The organism is Sphingomonas sp. Leaf23 (assembly GCF_001421585.1).
Lineage (GTDB): Bacteria > Pseudomonadota > Alphaproteobacteria > Sphingomonadales > Sphingomonadaceae > Sphingomonas.
Genome location: NZ_LMKR01000002.1, coordinates 752,963 through 771,616, shown reverse-complemented (window position 1 = coordinate 771,616; position 18,654 = coordinate 752,963). Strand labels below are relative to the sequence as shown.

Annotated in this window: 11 protein-coding genes; 6 read left to right on the top strand and 5 right to left on the bottom strand. The window is 68.0% G+C overall.

Features of this window, described 5'->3' with window-relative positions:
- Positions 1-60 precede the first annotated feature (60 nt).
- From ASE67_RS07380 to ASE67_RS07360, 5 genes are all read right to left on the bottom strand, one after another.
- Positions 61-1,593, bottom strand: a complete 1,533-nt coding sequence (locus ASE67_RS07380) for an efflux transporter outer membrane subunit (RefSeq protein WP_055758556.1) — start codon at positions 1,591-1,593, stop codon at positions 61-63.
- A complete protein-coding gene (locus ASE67_RS07375; protein ID WP_055758553.1) occupies positions 1,590-4,781 on the bottom strand; it encodes an efflux RND transporter permease subunit in 3,192 nt (1,063 codons plus the stop codon). The genes ASE67_RS07380 and ASE67_RS07375 overlap by 4 nt, the downstream gene beginning before the upstream one ends.
- 3 nt (positions 4,782-4,784) lie before the next feature.
- Positions 4,785-5,993 carry an efflux RND transporter periplasmic adaptor subunit gene (locus ASE67_RS07370; RefSeq protein WP_443024637.1) on the bottom strand — a complete coding sequence of 403 codons (1,209 nt, stop codon included), beginning with the start codon at positions 5,991-5,993 and terminating at the stop codon, positions 4,785-4,787.
- Between the two features lie 273 nt (positions 5,994-6,266).
- Positions 6,267-7,550, bottom strand: a complete 1,284-nt coding sequence (locus ASE67_RS07365) for an L-fuconate dehydratase (RefSeq protein WP_055759303.1) — start codon at positions 7,548-7,550, stop codon at positions 6,267-6,269.
- A 133-nt stretch (positions 7,551-7,683) separates the two neighbouring features.
- Positions 7,684-8,511 carry an IclR family transcriptional regulator gene (locus ASE67_RS07360; RefSeq protein WP_082457031.1) on the bottom strand — a complete coding sequence of 276 codons (828 nt, stop codon included), beginning with the start codon at positions 8,509-8,511 and terminating at the stop codon, positions 7,684-7,686.
- A 161-nt stretch (positions 8,512-8,672) separates the two neighbouring features.
- Here ASE67_RS07360 and ASE67_RS07355 point away from each other — a divergent pair, with 161 nt between their 5' ends.
- The 6 genes from ASE67_RS07355 (at position 8,673) to atpA (ending at position 18,569) form a co-directional block, all read left to right on the top strand.
- On the top strand, positions 8,673-10,751 hold the full coding sequence (locus tag ASE67_RS07355; protein ID WP_055758550.1) for a TonB-dependent receptor: 2,079 nt from the start codon (positions 8,673-8,675) through the stop codon (positions 10,749-10,751).
- Positions 10,752-10,838: 87 nt separating this feature from the next.
- Positions 10,839-13,004, top strand: coding sequence for a primosomal protein N' (locus tag ASE67_RS07350; RefSeq protein ID WP_055758546.1), 2,166 nt, complete (start codon positions 10,839-10,841; stop codon positions 13,002-13,004).
- 61 nt (positions 13,005-13,065) lie between these two features.
- Positions 13,066-14,586: a hypothetical protein gene (locus tag ASE67_RS07345; protein WP_055758542.1), complete on the top strand. Its 1,521-nt coding sequence runs from the start codon at positions 13,066-13,068 to the stop codon at positions 14,584-14,586.
- A gap of 49 nt (positions 14,587-14,635) precedes the next feature.
- Positions 14,636-16,186: a S1C family serine protease gene (locus ASE67_RS07340; RefSeq protein WP_055758538.1), complete on the top strand. Its 1,551-nt coding sequence runs from the start codon at positions 14,636-14,638 to the stop codon at positions 16,184-16,186.
- A 275-nt stretch (positions 16,187-16,461) separates the two neighbouring features.
- Positions 16,462-17,037 carry a F0F1 ATP synthase subunit delta gene (locus tag ASE67_RS07335; RefSeq protein ID WP_443025551.1) on the top strand — a complete coding sequence of 192 codons (576 nt, stop codon included), beginning with the start codon at positions 16,462-16,464 and terminating at the stop codon, positions 17,035-17,037.
- Positions 17,038-17,039: 2 nt separating this feature from the next.
- A complete protein-coding gene (atpA, locus tag ASE67_RS07330) occupies positions 17,040-18,569 on the top strand; it encodes a F0F1 ATP synthase subunit alpha (RefSeq protein WP_055758535.1) in 1,530 nt (509 codons plus the stop codon).
- Positions 18,570-18,654 lie beyond the last annotated feature (85 nt).

Here is an 18,654-nt window from a genome sequence, read left to right as displayed (position 1 = left end):
CGCTTCCTTGACCAAGGTAGGAGAAGAAGCGGGACCCCGGGTCAAGCCCGGGGTGACGATTTAGGGAGCGGGTGTCGCAGGAGCCTGCGGCGTCAACGGCACCGGGCCAGTCGGCCCGACCTCCAACAGCGAATCGCCGCCCAGGGACCGGTACAGCGTCACCCGGTTGGTCGCCGCGACCAGCTGCGTCGCGACCAGACGCCGCTGCGCGCTGTAGTAGCTGCGCTGCGCATCGAGGCTGGTGAGGAAGGTGTCGATGCCGCCCCGGTAGCGTGCCTCGGTCAGGCGGAACGTGTCCTGCGCCGCCAGCAGGTTGGTGCGTTCGGCGCGGGTCTGTTCGGCGATCGTTCCCTGCCGTGCCAGCGCGTCGGCGACGTCGCGGAACGCCGACTGGATCGTGCGTTCATAGGTGGCGAGCAGGACGTCGCGCTGGGCCTTGCTCGCCTCCACCCCTGCCCGCCCCGCCCCGGCGCGGAAGATCGGGTAGCTGAGCGAAGGCGCGACCGAATAGTTGAACGCGCCGCCGGTGAACAAGGTGCGCAGCGCGTCGCTGGCAAAACCGACCAGTCCGGTCAGCGACAGGCGCGGGAACAGCGCCGCGCGCGCCGCGCCGATATCGGCATTGGCGGCCAGCAGCTCGTATTCGGCCTGCACCACGTCGGGGCGGCGCAGCAGGATCGACGAATCGATGCCGGCCGGCAGGTCGGCGATGGTGGGCAGCGCCGCGTCGATCGACGCGGGCAGCAGCCGGGGATCGACCGGCGCCCCGACCAGCAGTTGCAGCGCATTGATATCCTGCGCCAGCTGCGTGCGCTGTTCGGCCAAATCGCTCTCGGCGGTCGCCAATATCTGTTCGGCCTGGCGCAGATCGGTGCGCGGGGCGATGCCGCCCTGCAGCCGGGCACGGGTCAGCGTGACGCTGCGCCGGGCGCTGGCGGCGGTCGCCTCGGCCACGGTCATCAGGCTGCGGTCGGCGCCATAGCTGGCCCATGCCTCGGCAATGTCGCCGACCAGGGTCAGGCGGGTGGCGCGGGCGCCGGCTTCGGTTGCGAAATAGCGGTTCTGTTCGGCCTCGGTGAGCGAACGGATGCGGCCGAACAGGTCGAGTTCGAACGCGGTCGCGCCGAGATCGAGCGAGAAGCTGCTGGGCGAACGGCTGCTGGTGACGACCGTGCCGCCGGTGCCGGTCCCGCCATTGCCGGTACCGCCGGTGCCGGTGCCACCACCGGTCGTCGGGATCGTCGTCGTCCCGTTGCTGCCGGTGCCGCGATAGCTGTAGCGGGCGGAGGCATCGACCTGCGGGAACAGGTCGGCGCGCTGGATGCGATATTGCGCGCGGGCCGCGCGGATGTTGGCGGCGGCGATGCGCAGGTCGCGATTGTTGACCAGCGCCTGTCCGACCAGCGTACGCAATCCGGGCGCGGTGAACACCTGTTCGAAGGTCAGCGCGGGCAGGCTTGCCTCGCTCTGCCGCAGATAGGCGTCGCCTACCGGCCAGGACGGCGGCACGACAGCGGTCGGCCGTTCATAGGCCGGGGTCATCGAACAGCCCGCCAGCAAGGTGGCGATAAGCGGGATCGTCAGCCGCTTCATGCTTCGGCCTCCTTGGTCGGCTTGTGCCGGAGCTTGGCGAGGCCGTCGCGCACGCCGCGCCGGACCAGCACGAAGAACAGCGGGATGTAGAAGATCGCCAGCACGGTCGCGGTGAACATGCCGCCGATCACCGCCGTGCCGATCGCGATACGGCTGTTGGCGCCGGCCCCGGTCGAGATGGCGAGCGGCAACACGCCGAAGATGAAAGCGAGCGACGTCATCAGGATCGGGCGCAGGCGGATGCGCGCCGCCTCCAGCGCGGCGTCGATGACGCGCGCACCCTTCTTCTCGGCCTGTTCGGCGAACTCGATCATCAGAATCGCGTTCTTGGCGGCAAGGCCCATGGTGGTGAGCAGCCCGATCTGGAGATAGACGTCGTTTTCGAGGCCGCGCAGCGTCACGAACGCGATCGCGCCGATCAGGCCGAGCGGAATGACCAGCAGCACCGCAATCGGGATCGACCAGCTTTCATACAGCGCGGCAAGACACAGGAAAACGACGAGGATCGACAGGCCGTAGAGGAGTGGCGCCTGTCCCGACGACAGCCGTTCCTGAAACGACAGCCCGGCCCACGCGACGCTGGTGCCCGGAATCTGTCCGGCAAGCTCGGCGATGCGGTTCATCGCCTCACCCGAGCTGACGCCCGCTGCCGCCTGCCCCTGGAACTCGAACGAGGGCAGGCCCTGGAACCGCGAGAGGGTGGTCGGTGCGACGGTCCAGCCGGTGCGGGCGAAGGAGGAGAAGGGCACCATCTGCCCATCCGATCCGCGCACGAACCATTGCGACAGGTTGGACGGCGCGCTGCGATACGGGGCGTCTCCCTGCACGAACACGCGCTTCACCCGGCCGCGATCGATGAAGTCGTTGACGTAGCGCCCGCCCCACGCGGTCGACAGCGTGTTGTTCACGTCGTTCTGGCTGAGCCCCAGCGTGGAGAGCCGCTGCTGGTCGATATCGACGTTCAGCGTGCCGATATCGGGCAGTTCGGACAGGCGCACGCCGGTCAGCATCGGATCGGCATTGGCGGCGGCGAGCAGCTTGTCGCGCGCCTCGGCAAATTCCGCCGCGCTCATCCCGCTGGCGTTCTGCAACTCCATGGTGAAGCCGTTCGCCTGCCCCAGCCCGCGCACGGCAGGCGGCAGCAGCGCGAAGACCTGCGCATCGCGGAAGCCGCGGAAGGCGGCCGACGCCCGCGAGACGATGGCATCGGCGCCATTGTCCTTGCCCGGACGTTCGGCCCAGTCGGTGAAGTTGATGAACCCCTGCCCCGTATTCTGCCCCGAGGCACCGCCGCCACCGCCGGCGACGACCAGCAGGGTACGGACATTGTCCTTTTCATAGGTCAGGAAATATTTCTCGACCTCGCGCTGCACCGCTTCGGTGCGGCCACGGGTCGCACCGGCGGGCAGCTGGAACCGGATCGAGGCCGCGCCCTGATCCTCGGTCGGCAGGAAGCTGGTCGGCAGGCGGAAGAACAGCAGCGCGAGGATGGCAAGGATCGCCGCATAAAGCAGTAGGTACAGCCATTTGCGGTCGATGACGTGGATGACGCCACGTTCGTATTTGTCGACGCCCTTGTCGAAATTGCGGTTGAATCCGTTCCGCAGCCGTTCGCCGACATGGGCGACGCGCGGGAATTTCCGCTCCAGCCAGCCGCCCTCCAGGCTACCGTCCTCGCCGCGCTTCTTCTGCTTCAGCAGCGTCGCGGTGAGGGCCGGCGACAGGATCAGCGCGACCAGCACCGACAGTACCATCGCCGCGACGATCGTTACCGAGAACTGGCGATAGATGACCCCGGTCGACCCGCCGAAGAACGCCATCGGCAGGAACACCGCCGACAGCACGATCCCGATCGCGATCAGCGCGACCTGGATTTCCTTCATCGACTGGATCGTCGCCTCGCGCGGCGACATGTCGGGATTTTCCTCGAGCAGACGCTCGACATTCTCCACGACCACGATCGCGTCGTCGACCAGCAGGCCGATGGCGAGGACGAGGCCGAACAGCGTCAGCGTGTTGATCGAGAAGCCGAAGAGATAGAAGACGCCGAACGTGCCGAGCAGCACCACCGGCACCGCGATCGTCGGGACCAAGGTCGCGCGCCAGCTCTGCAGGAAGACGAACATGACGATGACGACGAGGATCACCGCCTCGATCAGCGTCTTGACCACTTCCTCGATCGACAGCTTGATGAAGGCGGTGGTGTCGTTGGCATAGGCATAGGTGAGGCCGGCGGGGAATTTCGCCGACTGGCGCTCCACCTCCGCCTTCACCAGTTCGGCGGTTTCCAGCGCGTCGGCACCGGGGGCCAGGCTGATGGCGAGGCCGGCGCCGGGATGGGCGTTGACCCGGCTGAGCGCCGAATAGTTTTCCTGCCCCAGTTCGACCCGCGCGACGTCCGACAGGCGGACGGTCGACCCGTCGGGCAGCGTCTTGAGGATGATCGCCTTGAACTGTGCCGGGGTTTGCAGGCGCGACTGCGCGGTGACGGTCGCGTTCAGCTGCTGTTCGGGGCCGCTGGGCAGGCCGCCCAGTTCGCCGGCGGCGACTTCGGTATTCTGCGCCTGGATCGCGGTGACGACATCGCCGGGGATCAGCGAGAAGGAGGCAAGCCTGGCCGGGTCGAGCCAGATGCGCATCGCATATTGCGACCCGAACACGTTGGTTTCGCCGACGCCGTTGATCCGCGCGAGCGGTTCGACGAGGTTCGCCTCCATGAAGTCCGACACGTCGCCGTTGGTGCGCTGGTCGGTCTGGTCGAAGATGCCGACGATCATCAGGAAGTCGGGGTTCGACTTGGTGACGCGGATGCCCTGCTGCTGCACCTGTTGCGGCAGTCGCGACAGCGCCTGCTGCACCTGGTTCTGCACCTGCACCTGCGCGATATCGGCGTCGGTGCCCTTGTCGAAGGTCGCGCTGATCGTCACCTGCCCGCGCGAACTGCTCTGCGAGCTGAAATAGAGCAGGCCGTCGATGCCGGTCAGCTGCTGTTCGATGATCTGCGTCACCGAATTCTGGATCGTTTCCGCATTGGCGCCCGGATAGGTCGCGCGGATATTGACCTGTGGCGGGGCGACGTCGGGATATTGCGCGATCGGCAGCGACAGGATCGCGCCGAGGCCGCCCAGCATCACGATGATCGCAATCACCCATGCAAAGATCGGGCGGTCGATAAAGATGCGCGACATCGCTTATCCCGCCTTCTGTGGCGTGGCGGCCTTGTCACCCGCGGGCTTGGGCGCGATGCGTTGCGGCGTGTTCGCCGGCACCGGCTTGATCTTCGCATTGGGCTTCAGGTTCGCGGTCCCCTGCGTAATCACCTTGTCACCCGGATTGAGGCCGCCGGTCACGACCCAGAAATCGCCCTGGGTGCGGTCGGCCTGAATCTTCTTCTGTACCGCGGTGTCGTTCGGCCCGACGACGAAGACGGTCGCCTGCCCCTTGGGATCGCGGCTCACCGCCTGTTGCGGGACCAGGATCGCCTGCTGGTCGATCGCCTGCGCGAATTGCGCGCGGACGAACATGCCGGGCAACAGGATACCCTGCGGATTGGGGAAGCGGGCGCGCAGCGTGACGGTGCCGGTCTGGGCATTGACCATCACCTCGGCAAATTCGACCCTGCCGGTCTGGCCGAAGTCGCTGCCATCCTCCAGCCGCAGGCGGACGGCGGCCGAGGCAGGGACCACCCCGCCGCTGGCGAGTTCGCGGCGCAGCGCCAGCAGGTCGGCGGCGGATTGCTGTATATCGACGAAGATCGGGTCGAGCCGCTGGATCACCGCCAGCGGATCGGTCTGGTTGCTGGTGACCAGCGCGCCTTCGGTAAAATAGCTGCGCCCGATGCGGCCGGTGATCGGCGCGGGGACGTTGGTGAAGGACAGGTTCACGCGCGCCGTCTCCAGCTGCGCGCGGCTCTGTTCGACGGCGGCGGCGGCCTGGCGTGCCTGGGCGGCGGCGTCGGTATAGTCCTGGCGGCTGACCGCCTCGATTTCTGCCAGCGGGCGATAGCGGTCGGCGCGAACGCGCGTCGCCTCTGCATTGGCGCGGGCGCTGTTGAGGTTGGCGACCGCTTCGTTGGCCTGCGCGCGATAGAGGCGCGGATCAATCTGGTAGAGCGTCTGCCCGGCGCGGACGAGCGTACCTTCGGTGAAATAGCGCTTGCGGATGATGCCGGCGACCTGCGGGCGGACCTCCGACTGCTGGAAGGCGACGACGCGCGCGGCAAGGTCGGCGGTCTGGGCGACGCTGGTCGGTTGCACCACGACGAAGCCGACCTGTGCCGGCCCCTGATTGCCGCGCCCGTTCTTCGTCGCCTTTTCCTCACCGCCGCCACAGGCGGACAGCGCGAGCAATGCGGGCAGGAACCATAGCGGGCGGACGCGCGGCGACGCGGATCGGATCAAGGGCGGCAACCTTTGCACAGGAAAACGGCGCGAATGCGCCGACGCATAACTGCCAGCGCATCGATAAGTTTCGGTGCCGATTTCATACGCGTCGCATCGAATGGCGCAATGCGAAGGTTGTCGCAAATTGTCGCGGGTTTCGCAGAGATGCGTCCGATCCGCCATCTCCGTCACCCCGGACTTGATCCGGGGTCCCGCTTCTTCTTCAGGCGTGGTCGAGAAGCGGGACCCCGGGTCAAGCCCGGGGTGACGATGAAGGGCTTTTGAAACCGTTCAGCGACCGCCGGTCCAGCGATGCGCCTCGCGCGATTCCGGCTTCATCTCGATCGAATAGCCCGGCCGCGACGGCGCGCGGTATGCGCCGTTTTCGACCACGCACGGGTCGAGGAAATGTTCGTGGAGGTGATCGACGAATTCGGCCGCGCGTTCGTGCTTCACGCCCGAAAAGCACAGATAGTCGATCATCGACAGGTGCTGAACATATTCGCACAGGCCGACGCCGCCGGCATGCGGCCAGACGGCGAGATTGTATTTCGCGGCCATCAGCAGCACCGCCAGCACCTCGTTCACGCCGCCCAGGCGACAGGCATCGATCTGCACCACGTCGAGGGCGTGGCGCATGATGAACTGTTTGAAGACGATGCGGTTCTGGCACATCTCGCCGGTGGCGACCTGGACCGGACGCACCCCTTCGCGAATGGCGCGATGCCCCTCGACATCATCGGGCGAGGTCGGTTCCTCGATGAAGCGTGGGCGGGCGAAGGCGAGGTCGTTGACGCGCTCGATCGCCTGATCGACCTCCCACACCTGGTTCGCATCGATCATCAGGTCGATGTCCGGCCCGACCGTCTCGCGCGCCAGCGCCACGCGGCGGCGATCGTTTTCGGGATCGCCGCCGACCTTCAGCTTGATATGGGTGAAGCCGTCGGCCACCGCTTCCTTGCACAGCCGCACCAGCTTTTCGTCCGAATAGCCGAGCCAGCCGGGCGAGGTGGTGTAGGCGGGATAGCCCTCCGCCAGCAGCGTGGTGCGCCGTTCGCCCTTGCCGATCGCCCGCTCCTCCAGCAGCGCGAGCGCTTCGTCGGGGGTGATGCAGTCGGTCATGTATCGGAAATCGATCAGGCCGACGATCTCCGCCGGGCTCATCGATCCGATATAGTCCCACAGCGGCAGGCCCGCGGCCTTCGCCAGCAGGTCCCACACCGCGTTGACGACCGCACCGGTGGCGAGGTGGATGATCCCCTTTTCCGGGCCGACCCAGCGCAGCTGGCTGTCGCCGGTGATCCGCCGCCAGAACCCCGCCCCGTCGCGACGGATCTCGTCGAGCGACAGCCCCTCGACCAGCGGCGCCAGCGTCGCGATCGCCGCGCAGCACAGGTCGTTGCCGCGCCCGATGGTGAAGGTCAGGCCGTGCCCTTCAAGGTCCGGCGAATCGGTTTCGAGGATGCAATAGGCCGCCGAATAATCCGGTTCCGGATTCATGGCGTCCGATCCGTCCAGAAAGGCGGAGGTCGGAAACCGGATGTCGTGCACCGATAGCCGGGTGATGATGGTCATGCGCAGCCCCCATGCGGGCCGCCCGTACATGATCGATCCGCCCCGTTCCGGTCGTCAACCCCGACGCCGTGACGTTTTCATATTTGAACAGGATTTTTCTTGCAACCGCAAAGCGCGGGTCGCCGCGTATACTTCACGGATGATGGTCGTCGTCGACCAGCTGGTCCGAAATGCGCCGCGCCGCCGCCTGCACTGCCGCTGCCGCCGCGTCGATGCTGTCGACCTCGCCCAGCTTCGACAGATAGGGCATGGTCAGCGCCGCCGCCGCGCCGCGCCCGCGCAGGATCGGGGCCGACAGGTCGGTCACGCCGCTGACGAAGCGGCTGGGGATGCGTTCGATGCCCGTCGCGCGCACCTCTTCGGCATGGGCGCGGAACGCCGCCAGCGCTTCGGGCGTCGGCACGGGATCGAGCATTGCTTCCCAGCGCGCGCGCACGTCGTCGGGCTGAAAGGCGTAGAGGACGACGCCCGACGCCGCCTGCAACAGCGGCCGACGGTAGCCGACCCGCACCGAGAAGCCGAGCTGGTCGGCCGATTCCATCCGCGCGATCACCGCCATGTCGCCCATGGTATGCACCGCGACGTGGCACGACTGACCGGTTTCCTGCGCCAGTTGCCGCATTTCCGGCAACGCGACCTCGATCAGATAGCGGGTGCGCGGCTGGTTCATGCCGAGCGAGAACAGCCGGTCGCTGAGCGTATAGCCATCGCCCCCCGCCTCGGTCGTCAGATAGCCGCGATATTCCAGCACCTGCACCATGCGGAACAATTCGCCATGCGACCGGCCCAGCCGCTGCACGATCTGCGTCAGCGTCAGCGGCGCGGTAACCCCGGCCAGCAGTTCGAGGATATCCAGCCCCTTTTCCAGCGCGGGCGCGCGGTAGCGGCGGTCGTCGGCAACGTCGGCACCTTCGGCATCGGCGACGGGTTCAGCGGGCGGTGCGGGGGTCTGGCGCGTCATGGGCGCGACCTTCGCCGGAAAAGCAAGGGCTTGCAACCCGATGCCCGGCACCCGGTCCGGCAGCGCCGGCTCCACCCGCCGCTGCGCCGCACAAAGGCAGTGGTATGTTGTATCATATTACGCTACCGCATCGAGTCGTCGTAAACCGGAGTTTCTGCCCCATGTTCCGTCCCGCCCTGTGGCTGTCGACCACCGCCCTGGTCCTGCCCGCCGCCGCCTTTGCCCAGAGCAGCACGCCGGCCCCGGCCACCGACCGCTATCATAGCGAAGCCCCGCCCGAGATCATCGTCACCGCCCCGTATCAGCGCAACCAGGCCGACATCCTGTCGGGCACCAGCGTGCTGAGCGGCGAGGCGCTGACCCGCGAGCTGCGCCCGACGATCGGCGAGACGCTGGCCCGCCAGCCGGGCGTATCGGCCACCAGCTTCGGCCCGAACGCATCCCGCCCGGTGCTGCGCGGGCTTCAGGGGGAGCGTGTGCGCGTGCTGACCGACGGCATCGGCAGCTTCGACGTGTCCAACACCTCGGTCGACCATGCCGTGGCGATCAACCCGCTGACCGCCGACCGGATCGAGGTGCTGCGCGGGCCGTCCGCCTTGCTGTTCGGGTCTTCGGCGATCGGCGGCGTGGTGAACGTGATCGACAGCCGCATCCCGCGCCGCGTGCCCGATGAACCGGTCCATGCCGATGCCATCGCAACCTATGGCTCGGCCGCGAATGAGCGGAGCGGGTCGGCGGCGGTCGACGTGCCGGTGACCGACAAGATCGTGTTCCACCTCGACGGCACGTACGGCAAGACCGACGACCTCGACACTGGCGGCTACATCCTGTCGCGGCCGTTGCGTGCGCAGGCGGCGGCCAGCGCCGACGCCGAAACCCGCGAACTGGCCGACCTGCGCGGCAAGCTGCCCAATTCGCAGTCGGAAATGTGGGAGGTTGCCGGCGGCGCGGCGGTCGTCACCGATACCGGCAATCTCGGCTTCTCGGTCAGCCATCTCGACAATCGTTATGGCGTGCCGATCCGCTATTCGCTGGACGGCGGCGAGGCGGAGCAGGTGACGCTCCACGTCCAGCAGACCCGTGCCGACATGCGCGCCGAGGTCGATACCGGCGGCGGGCTGTTGGAAAAGATCCGCCTGCGCGCGGGCTTTGCCGATTACCGCCATGACGAGATCGAGGATACCGGCGCGATCGGCACCAGCTTCTTCAACCAGGGGCTCGAAGCGCGGCTGGAGCTGGTGCAGGCGGCGCGCGGCGGGTGGCGCGGCGCGGTCGGCGGACAGATGTTCATCCGCGACCTGAACATCGTCGGCGACGAGAAATTCCTGCCCAAGAGCGAGACGCAGCAATTCGGCCTATTCACGCTCCAGTCGTTCGACATGGGCGCGTTCCGGGCCGAAGCCGGCGGCCGGTACGAATATACCGTCGCGCGCGCCGCGGCCGACGACCTGCTGGGCAACGACAATATCCGCCGCAGCTTCGACAGCTTCTCCGGCTCGCTCGGCGGCAGCGTCGGGCTGGCCGAACACCTCCGCTTCGGCATCAACGGCAGCCACACCGAACGCGCGCCGTCGGCGGAGGAACTGTTCGCCAACGGCCCGCACGCCGGGACGCAGGCGTTCGAGGTCGGCAATGCGGGCTTTGCCAAGGAAATCAGCGATGGCATCGAGGCGACGCTGAAGGGATCGGGCGACGGCTACAGCTTCGGCCTGTCGGCGTATCACAACTGGTTCCGCAACTTCATCTACGAGAACCCGACCGGCACGGTGCGGGACGACCTGCCCGTGTTCCAGTACAGCCAGGCCGATGCGCGGTTGTGGGGGTTCGAGGCGGAAGCGTCGGCGCGCGTCGCAAAGTTTGGCGAGACGGCGATCAACGTCGATGGCCTGGCCGATTATACCCGCGCGACGATCGTCGATCGCGGCCCCGCCCCGCGCATCCCGCCGCTGCGCGTGCTGGGCGGGATCGAGGCGCAGGGCCGGATGGTGCAGGTGCGCGGCGAGGTCGAGCATGTGACGCGGCAGGACCGCGTGGCCGATCTGGAGACGACGACGCCGGCCTATACGATGGTCAACGCGTCGGTGTCGCTGAAGCCGTTCGGCAAGGGCAGCAACACCAGCCTGATGCTGTCGGCGAACAATATCTTTGACGTGGAGGCGCGCCGGCATGCCAGCTTCCTGAAGGATTACGCGCCGCTCGCCGGGCGCGATATTCGCGTGACCGCGCGGCTGGCGCTGTAATCCACCCGATCGTCGTCCCCGCCTGCGCGGGGACGACGAAGAAGGTGCGGGATGACGTCGACCGCCTGCGCCCCTATCTACGCCTCCATGTCCCGCGCCCGCGTCCTCCTGCTCAACGCCGCACTCGGGCCGCTCGATTACCGTGTGCCGCACGGCATGACGGTCGAGCCGGGTTCGATCGTCTCCGCCCCGCTTGGGCCGCGCCAGTTGCTGGGCGTGGTGTGGGATGCCGAGCGGCTGGCGGCGGAGGAGGTCGGCGACAATCGCCTGCGCCCGCTGCTGGGTGTTGCCGACGTACCGCCGATCGCCGCGCCCTTGCGCCGGCTGGTCGAGTGGACGGCGGGCTATTATCTGGCCGCCCCCGCCTCCGTGCTGCGCATGTGCCTTGCCTCCAATTCGGCGCTGGAGGGAGCGAAGCTCGCCATCGAATATCGCGCGACCGGCGTGGTGCCCGATCGGATGACGCCGCAGCGTGAACAGGCGCTGGAGCGGATCGGTGAGCGGCGCGGGCTGGTGCGCGAACTGGCGGCGATCGCCGACGTGTCCGACGCGGTGATCCGGGGGCTGGTAAAGCTGGGCGCGATCGAGGCGGTGTCAGTGGATATCGACCAGCCCTATCCCACGCCTGACCCCGATCATCACCAGCCGGCACTGTCCGACGATCAGCAGGCGGCGGCCGACCGGCTGACGGGGGCGGTGGATGCGGATGCCTTCCACCCCTTCCTGCTCGACGGCGTGACCGGATCGGGCAAGACCGAGGTGTATTTCGAGGCGGTGGCGGCAGCGATCCGGCAGGACCGGCAGGTACTGGTCCTCCTGCCCGAAATCGCGCTGACCGAACCGTTCCTCAAGCGCTTCACCGCGCGGTTCGGCTGTGAGCCGGTGCCGTGGCACAGCGACCTGCGCAGCACGCAGCGCCGCCGGGCATGGCGCGCGATCGCCAGCGGACAGGCAAAGGTCGTGGTCGGCGCGCGCTCCGCGCTGTTCCTGCCCTATGCCGATCTCGGGCTGATCGTCGTCGACGAGGCGCACGAGACGAGCTTCAAGCAGGAAGAGGGTGTGCACTATCACGCCCGCGACGTGGCGGTGATGCGCGGGCTGTTCGAAAAATGCCCGGTGATCCTCGCCAGCGCCACGCCCGCGATCGAGACAAGGCAACAGGTGGCGCAGGGCCGCTATACCGAGGTCAAGCTGCCCGGCCGCTATGGCAAGGCGCAGTTGCCGAGCATCGAGGCGATCGACCTGATCGAACAGCCGCCCGAACGCGGCCGCTGGATCGCGGCGCCGCTGGTCAAGGCGATCGACGAGACGCTGGGCCGCAAGGAACAGGCGCTGCTGTTCCTCAATCGGCGCGGCTATGCCCCGCTGACGTTGTGCCGGTCGTGTGGACATCGTTTCCAATGTCCCAACTGCACTGCGTGGATGGTCGAGCATCGGCTGATCCACCGGCTGTCGTGTCATCATTGCGGCCATGTGATCCCGACCCCGCGCGCCTGCCCCGAATGCAATGCGGAGGACGCGCTGGTCGCCTGCGGTCCCGGCGTGGAGCGCATCGCCGACGAAGCCGCCGCGCTGTGGCCGACCGCGAAGATCGCCATCGTCACCTCCGACACGATCTGGTCCCCGGCCAAGGCGGCGGAGTTTGTCGGGCGGATGGAGGCGGGCGATATCGATATCGTCGTCGGCACGCAGCTGGTGACGAAGGGCTATCACTTTCCCAACCTGACCTGTGTCGGGGTGATCGATGCCGACCTGGGGTTGCAGGGCGGCGATCTGCGCGCGTCCGAGCGGACCTTCCAGCAGATCGCGCAGGTCGCGGGGCGTGCCGGGCGCGGGACCAAGCCCGGCCATGTCTATATCCAGACGACCCAGCCGAACGCACCGGTGATGCAGGCGCTGATCTCCGGCGATGCCGACAGCTTCTATGCCGCCGAGACCGAGGCGCGCGCCGATGCCGGGGTGCCGCCGTTCGGCCGCTATGCCGCGATCATCGTGTCTTCGGAGGACAAGGGCGCGGCGGAGGTAACCGCCCGCGCGATCGGCCGCGCCGCGCCGCAGGTGGAGGGGGCCCATGTCTATGGCCCCGCCCCCGCCCCGCTCGCCATGCTGCGCGGACGGCACCGCTTCCGCCTGCTGGTCCATGCGACCCGCAGCCTCGACGTGCAGGACATGATCCGCGACTGGCTGGACGCGGTGGAATGGGGCGCCAAGGTGCGGGTCGCGGTGGATGTCGATCCGTACAGCTTCGTCTGACCCTTGGCGGCGGCGATTCAAGCAGTTAGCATCGTCGGCCAGGGTAGTGGGGAGCGTGACGATGCGGCGGCTGGTGCGATGGTTGGCGTGCGGCGCCATGGCGTTCTGGCCGGTGGTGGCGCAGGCCGAATGGCGCGAAGCGCGGTCGGACCATTTCATCGTCTATTCCGATGACCAGGCAAAGGACGTGGTGCGCTTTGCCGAGCGGCTCGAACGCTTCGATGCGACGCTGCGCCTGCTGACCAAGATGCCGGCGACGCCGATCGCGCTGCCCAACCGGGTCACCGTGTACATGACCGGCGACATGAGCAGCATCGCGCGGCTGGCGCGGTCGTCCAACGTCGCCGGCTTCTATATCCCGCGCGCCGGCGGATCGGTGGCGTTCGTGCCGAAGAACGCCTCCGGCAACGGCATCGACCCCGAAGAGGTGCTGTTCCACGAATATACCCACCATTTCATGCTGTCGAACTGGGCGGAATCGGCGTTCCCGCCATGGTATGTCGAAGGGTTCGCCGAATTCTTTGCACCCACCCGCTTTCGCGACGACGGTTCGATCGAAATCGCCCGCCCGCCGATGTACCGCGCGCGGCAGTTCGCCAACGGCATGCCGATTTCGGCCACCGAGCTGCTGACCGGCGATCCGCGCAAGATCGATTCGTCGGCGCTGTACGCCGGGGGCTGGCTGCTGACGCACATGCTGCTGCTCGATCCGGCACGGCGGGGGCAGCTCGGCCAGTTCATGGAGGCGATCTCGGCCGGGCAGCCCCCGGCAAAGGCGGCGGCGGCGATGGGCGATCCGCGCCAGCTCGACCGCGACATGGCCCGCTATGCCCGCACGGGGCTGCGTTATTCGGTGATGCCTGCAGGAGCGGTGCCGCAACCCAAGGTGACACTGCGCACGCTGACCCCGGCCGAAGCCGCGATGATGCCGGTGCGCATCCGGTCGCGGCGCGGGGTCGACCGCAAGGCCGCGCTGGAACTGCTGCCGATGGCGCAGCGCCTGGCCGCCCCCTATCCGGCGGATGCGACGGTACAGACCGCGCTGGCCGAGGCCGAATACGATGCCGGCAACTATGCCGCCGCCGAAGCCGCCGCCCGCCGGGGGATCGCCGCCGATGCGCAGGCGATCGATGCACACGTCTATCTGGGCATGGCGCAGATGGCGCAGGCCCGCGCCGCGCACGACACCGATCCGGCCCGCTGGAAGGAAATCCGCCGGTCGTTCCTGGCCGCCAACCGGATCGAGAATGACGATCCCGAACCGCTGCGATTGTTCTACCAGACCTATCAGGTGCCCGGCCAGACCCCGAACGAGAATGCCCGCGCGGCGTTGCTGCGGGCGCATGCGCTGGGCCCGCAGGACCGGGGCTTGCGGATGGAAGCGGCGCGAGCGCTGCTCGACATGGACCGCGCGGCGGAGGCCAAGCAGGTGCTGGGGCCGGTCGCCTATGCCCCGCATGGCGGCGCGACCGCGGCCTTTGCCGCCGAACTGATCACGATCATCGACCGAGACGGCGCGAAGGCGGCGATCGCGCGCTGGCAGAAGGGGGCGAAGGCGGAACAGGACGACGAAGAAAGCTGACCCTGCGCCCCCTTGCCCCGCGCGCCGCTTTGTCCGAAACGGCGGCGTCATGACCAACGCCCCGCTGCCGCTCGTCCGACTGCTCGCCTCCTGGCTCACCGCGCTGGCGGCGATGCTGGTGCTGGCCGCGCCCGCCCGTGCCGACGACGTGTCGGCGGCGGCGCGCGGGGTGGTGCGCGTCGTGGTGATCGCGACGGTCGATGGCGAGATGGTCGATGTAGAGCACGGCACCGGCTTCGCGGTCGCGCCGGGCCGCATCGTCACCAACGCGCATGTCGTCGAACTGCTGGAGCGCTATCCCGGTGAAGCCGTGGTCGGCGTGGTCCCGTCGGAGGGCGACAAGTCGTTCGAGGGGCGCGTGCTGCGGCTCGACAAGTCGCGTGACCTGGCGCTGATCGAGGTCACCGGCGTGCGCCTGCCGCCGCTGACGCTCTACACCGGGCAGCTGGGGGAGAGCGATCCGCTGATCGCGCTCGGCTATCCCGGCAATGTCGACCTCGCGACCGCGCGGTCGGCCGATGATTTCGTGACGCCGACCGCGCCGGTGCGATCGCAGGGGGTGATGTCGGGCAACCGCACGCTGGAGGGGACCGCCGTGCTGGTCCATACCGCCAGCATCGCGCGCGGCAATTCGGGCGGCCCGCTGCTCGACCGGTGCGGCCGGGTATTGGGGGTCAATTCGGCGCTGACGCGGGGCGAGGAAGGCGATGCCAGCTTCGCCTTTGCCATCGCCGACAGCGAACTGATCGCGTTCCTGCGCGAGGCGAGCCAGCCTGTCTCGACCATCGCCACCCCCTGCCTGACGCTGGCCGATGCCGATGCGCGCGACCGGGCGGAGGCCGAGCGGCAGAGCGTCGAGGAGCGCGAACGCGCCCGCGCCGCCGCCGAACGCGCCCGCGACGACCGCGAGGCTGCGCTGGAGAAGGCGCGCGCCGACAATGCCAAGACCCGCGAGAACATGATCGCCGGGGCAGCGCTGCTGCTGGCGCTGTCGGTGCTGGCGATCGGCGGCGCGGGGCTGCTGGCGGGCAAGCGGCAGAAGCAGCGGCAGGCGCGCATCGCCGCGATCGCCGGCGGCGTGCTGTTCGTCGCGGCGATCGCAACCTTCCTGCTCAGGCCCGATTTCGATCCCGAATCGGTCGCCGCCGCCGACGAATCGGGCGGCACCGCCGCGACCCGCACGACCGCGCTCTCGGGGCCGCTGCTCTGCACGCTGGTGCCCGAACGCAGCCGGATCATCCTGCCGCCGGTCGAAACGGTCAGCCTGAGCTGGCGCGGCGACGGCTGCATGAACGGCCGCACCCAATATGCCGAGGCGCCGGGCGGCGGTTGGGAACGCATTCTCGTCCCCAACGAGGACGCGACCGTCTCCGTGCTGCGCTTCGATCCGGTCAGCGGCAGCTATACCAACAGCCGCTATCTGCTGTCGGCCGAGGCGATGACCCGTGCCCGCTCGCTCCGCGGGCAGGTGCAGCAAAAGGCGTGCGCCGCCGAAACCGGCGCGCGCGCCGCGCTGGCGACGCAGCAATCGGCGATTCGCACTTCCCTGCCGGCGCAGGTGAACGAGCGGCTGGTGTATCGCTGCACGGCGGCGAAGTAGGGCTTCCGCGGCCCGCCCGATCCCCGCCTGCGCGGGGCAAGGGCGGGCGTGGAAACCGGCAGCGTAATCCCCCGTTCAGCTTTCATCCGAATCGCATCGCGCGGACCCACGTCCCACAAAGCTTGCGAAATCGTGACACCGATGCTAGCGGCCCCTCGACCCATCGGGGGCGCATGGGCCGGTCAGCGGCGCGAATTCGGTTCGCGACGGCGGTTGGCATGGCAGCTCCCCTATCGGCATGGGACGTTGAATTGACCCCTGACAAGGACGCGCGCGTGGAGACATCCGGCGGAACTACTGGTGGCGGCGGTACGATCCAGGCGAGCCTGGGCGGCCGTTATGCGACCGCGCTGTTTGGCCTCGCCCAGCAGCAGGGCCAGCTGACGGCGGTCGAATCGAGCCTGAAGACGGTATCGGCCGCGATGGCCGAATCGGCCGACCTGTCGGCGCTGGTGAAGAGCCCGCTGGTCGGCCGCGACGATGCCGGCCGCGCCATCGCCGCGCTGGTACCGGTGCTGGGCCTCGACCCGCTCACCGCCAATTTCCTCGGCGTGCTGGCGCAGAATCGTCGTCTCGGCGACCTGCCCGCGATCATCCGTGCGTTTCGCGACCTTGCGGCCCGTTCGCGCGGCGAAACCAATGCGGAGGTCGTCTCGGCCCACCCGCTGGACGATGCCCAGGTCGATGCGCTGAAACAACAGCTGCGTCACCGCGTCGGCCGTGAGGTCGCGATCGACCTGAAGGTCGACCCCACGCTTCTTGGCGGACTGGTCGTGAAGATCGGCAGCCAGATGATCGATAGCTCGATCAAGACCCGACTGAACACGCTCGCGCACGCGATGAAAGGCTGAACATGGATATCCGCGCCGCAGAAATCTCGAAGGTCATCCGCGACCAGATCGCCAATTTCGGCACCGAAGCGCAGGTTTCGGAAGTCGGCCAGGTGCTGTCGGTCGGTGACGGCATCGCCCGCATCCACGGGCTCGACAACGTCCAGGCGGGCGAAATGGTCGAGTTCGGCGGCGGCATCCAGGGCATGGCGCTGAACCTCGAAGCCGATAACGTCGGCGTCGTGATCTTCGGGTCGGACGCATCGATCAAGGAAGGCGACACCGTCAAGCGCACCGGCACCATCGTCGACGTTCCCGTCGGCAAGGGGCTGCTGGGTCGCGTGGTCGATGGCCTCGGCAACCCGATCGACGGCAAGGGCCCGATCGTTTCGGAAAAGCGCGCCCGCGTCGACGTGAAGGCACCGGGTATCATCCCGCGCCAATCGGTGTCGGAGCCGATGCAGTCGGGCCTGAAGGCGATCGACGCCCTCGTCCCCGTCGGCCGTGGCCAGCGCGAACTGATCATCGGCGATCGTCAGACCGGCAAGTCGGCGGTCGCGATCGACACCTTCATCAACCAGAAGATCGCGAATGCGGGCGATGACGAGAGCAAGAAGCTCTATTGCGTCTATGTCGCCGTCGGCCAGAAGCGCTCGACCGTCGCCCAGCTGGTGCGCACGCTCGAAGAAAACGGCGCGATGGAATATTCGATCGTCGTCGCCGCGACCGCTTCGGACCCCGCTCCGCTGCAGTATCTGGCGCCGTACACCGGCACCGCGATGGGCGAATATTTCCGCGACAACGCGATGCACGCGCTGATCGTGTTCGACGATCTGTCGAAGCAGGCGGTTGCCTATCGTCAGATGTCGCTGCTGCTGCGCCGTCCGCCGGGCCGCGAAGCCTATCCGGGCGACGTGTTCTATCTCCACAGCCGCCTGCTGGAGCGCGCCGCCAAGATGTCGGACGCCAATGGCGGCGGTTCGCTGACCGCGCTGCCGATCATCGAAACCCAGGCGGGCGACGTGTCGGCCTATATCCCGACCAACGTGATCTCGATCACCGACGGCCAGATCTTCCTCGAAACCGACCTGTTCTTCGCCGGCATCCGTCCCGCGATCAACGTCGGCCTCTCGGTCAGCCGCGTCGGTTCCGCCGCGCAGACCAAGGCGATGAAGAAGGTTGCCGGCTCGATCAAGCTGGAGCTGGCGCAGTATCGCGAAATGGCCGCCTTCGCGCAGTTCGGGTCGGACCTCGACGCCAGCACGCAGAAGCTGCTGAACCGCGGTGCGCGCCTGACCGAGCTGCTGAAGCAGGCCCAGTTCTCGCCGATGCCGTTCGAGGAACAGGTCGCGTCGATCTTCGCCGGCACGCAGGGCTATCTCGACACCGTTCCGGTGAACGACGTCGTGCGCTACGAAGCGGCGATGCTGTCGGACCTCAAGGCGAACCACCCGCAGGTGCTGGCCAAGATCCGCGACACCAAGGATCTGGGCGACGAGGCGAAGTCGGGGCTGAAGGCCGCGCTCGACCAGTTCGCGAAGACCTTCGCGTAAGCCACATAGCCCTCTCTCCTTCAGGGGAGAGGGTTGGGAGAGGGGCAGAGCGGAACCGTCGTTGCGACAGTCCCCTCTCCCCGAC

Coding starts and splice junctions, on each gene's coding strand:
- ASE67_RS07380 (WP_055758556.1), bottom strand. CDS start 1,593: ATGAAGCGGCTGACGATCCCGCTTATCGCCACCTTGCTGGCGGGCTGT.
- ASE67_RS07375 (WP_055758553.1), bottom strand. CDS start 4,781: ATGTCGCGCATCTTTATCGACCGCCCGATCTTTGCATGGGTGATTGCG.
- ASE67_RS07365 (WP_055759303.1), bottom strand. CDS start 7,550: ATGACCATCATCACCCGGCTATCGGTGCACGACATCCGGTTTCCGACC.
- ASE67_RS07360 (WP_082457031.1), bottom strand. CDS start 8,511: ATGACGCGCCAGACCCCCGCACCGCCCGCTGAACCCGTCGCCGATGCC.
- ASE67_RS07355 (WP_055758550.1), top strand. CDS start 8,673: ATGTTCCGTCCCGCCCTGTGGCTGTCGACCACCGCCCTGGTCCTGCCC.
- ASE67_RS07350 (WP_055758546.1), top strand. CDS start 10,839: ATGTCCCGCGCCCGCGTCCTCCTGCTCAACGCCGCACTCGGGCCGCTC.
- ASE67_RS07345 (WP_055758542.1), top strand. CDS start 13,066: ATGCGGCGGCTGGTGCGATGGTTGGCGTGCGGCGCCATGGCGTTCTGG.
- ASE67_RS07340 (WP_055758538.1), top strand. CDS start 14,636: ATGACCAACGCCCCGCTGCCGCTCGTCCGACTGCTCGCCTCCTGGCTC.
- atpA (WP_055758535.1), top strand. CDS start 17,040: ATGGATATCCGCGCCGCAGAAATCTCGAAGGTCATCCGCGACCAGATC.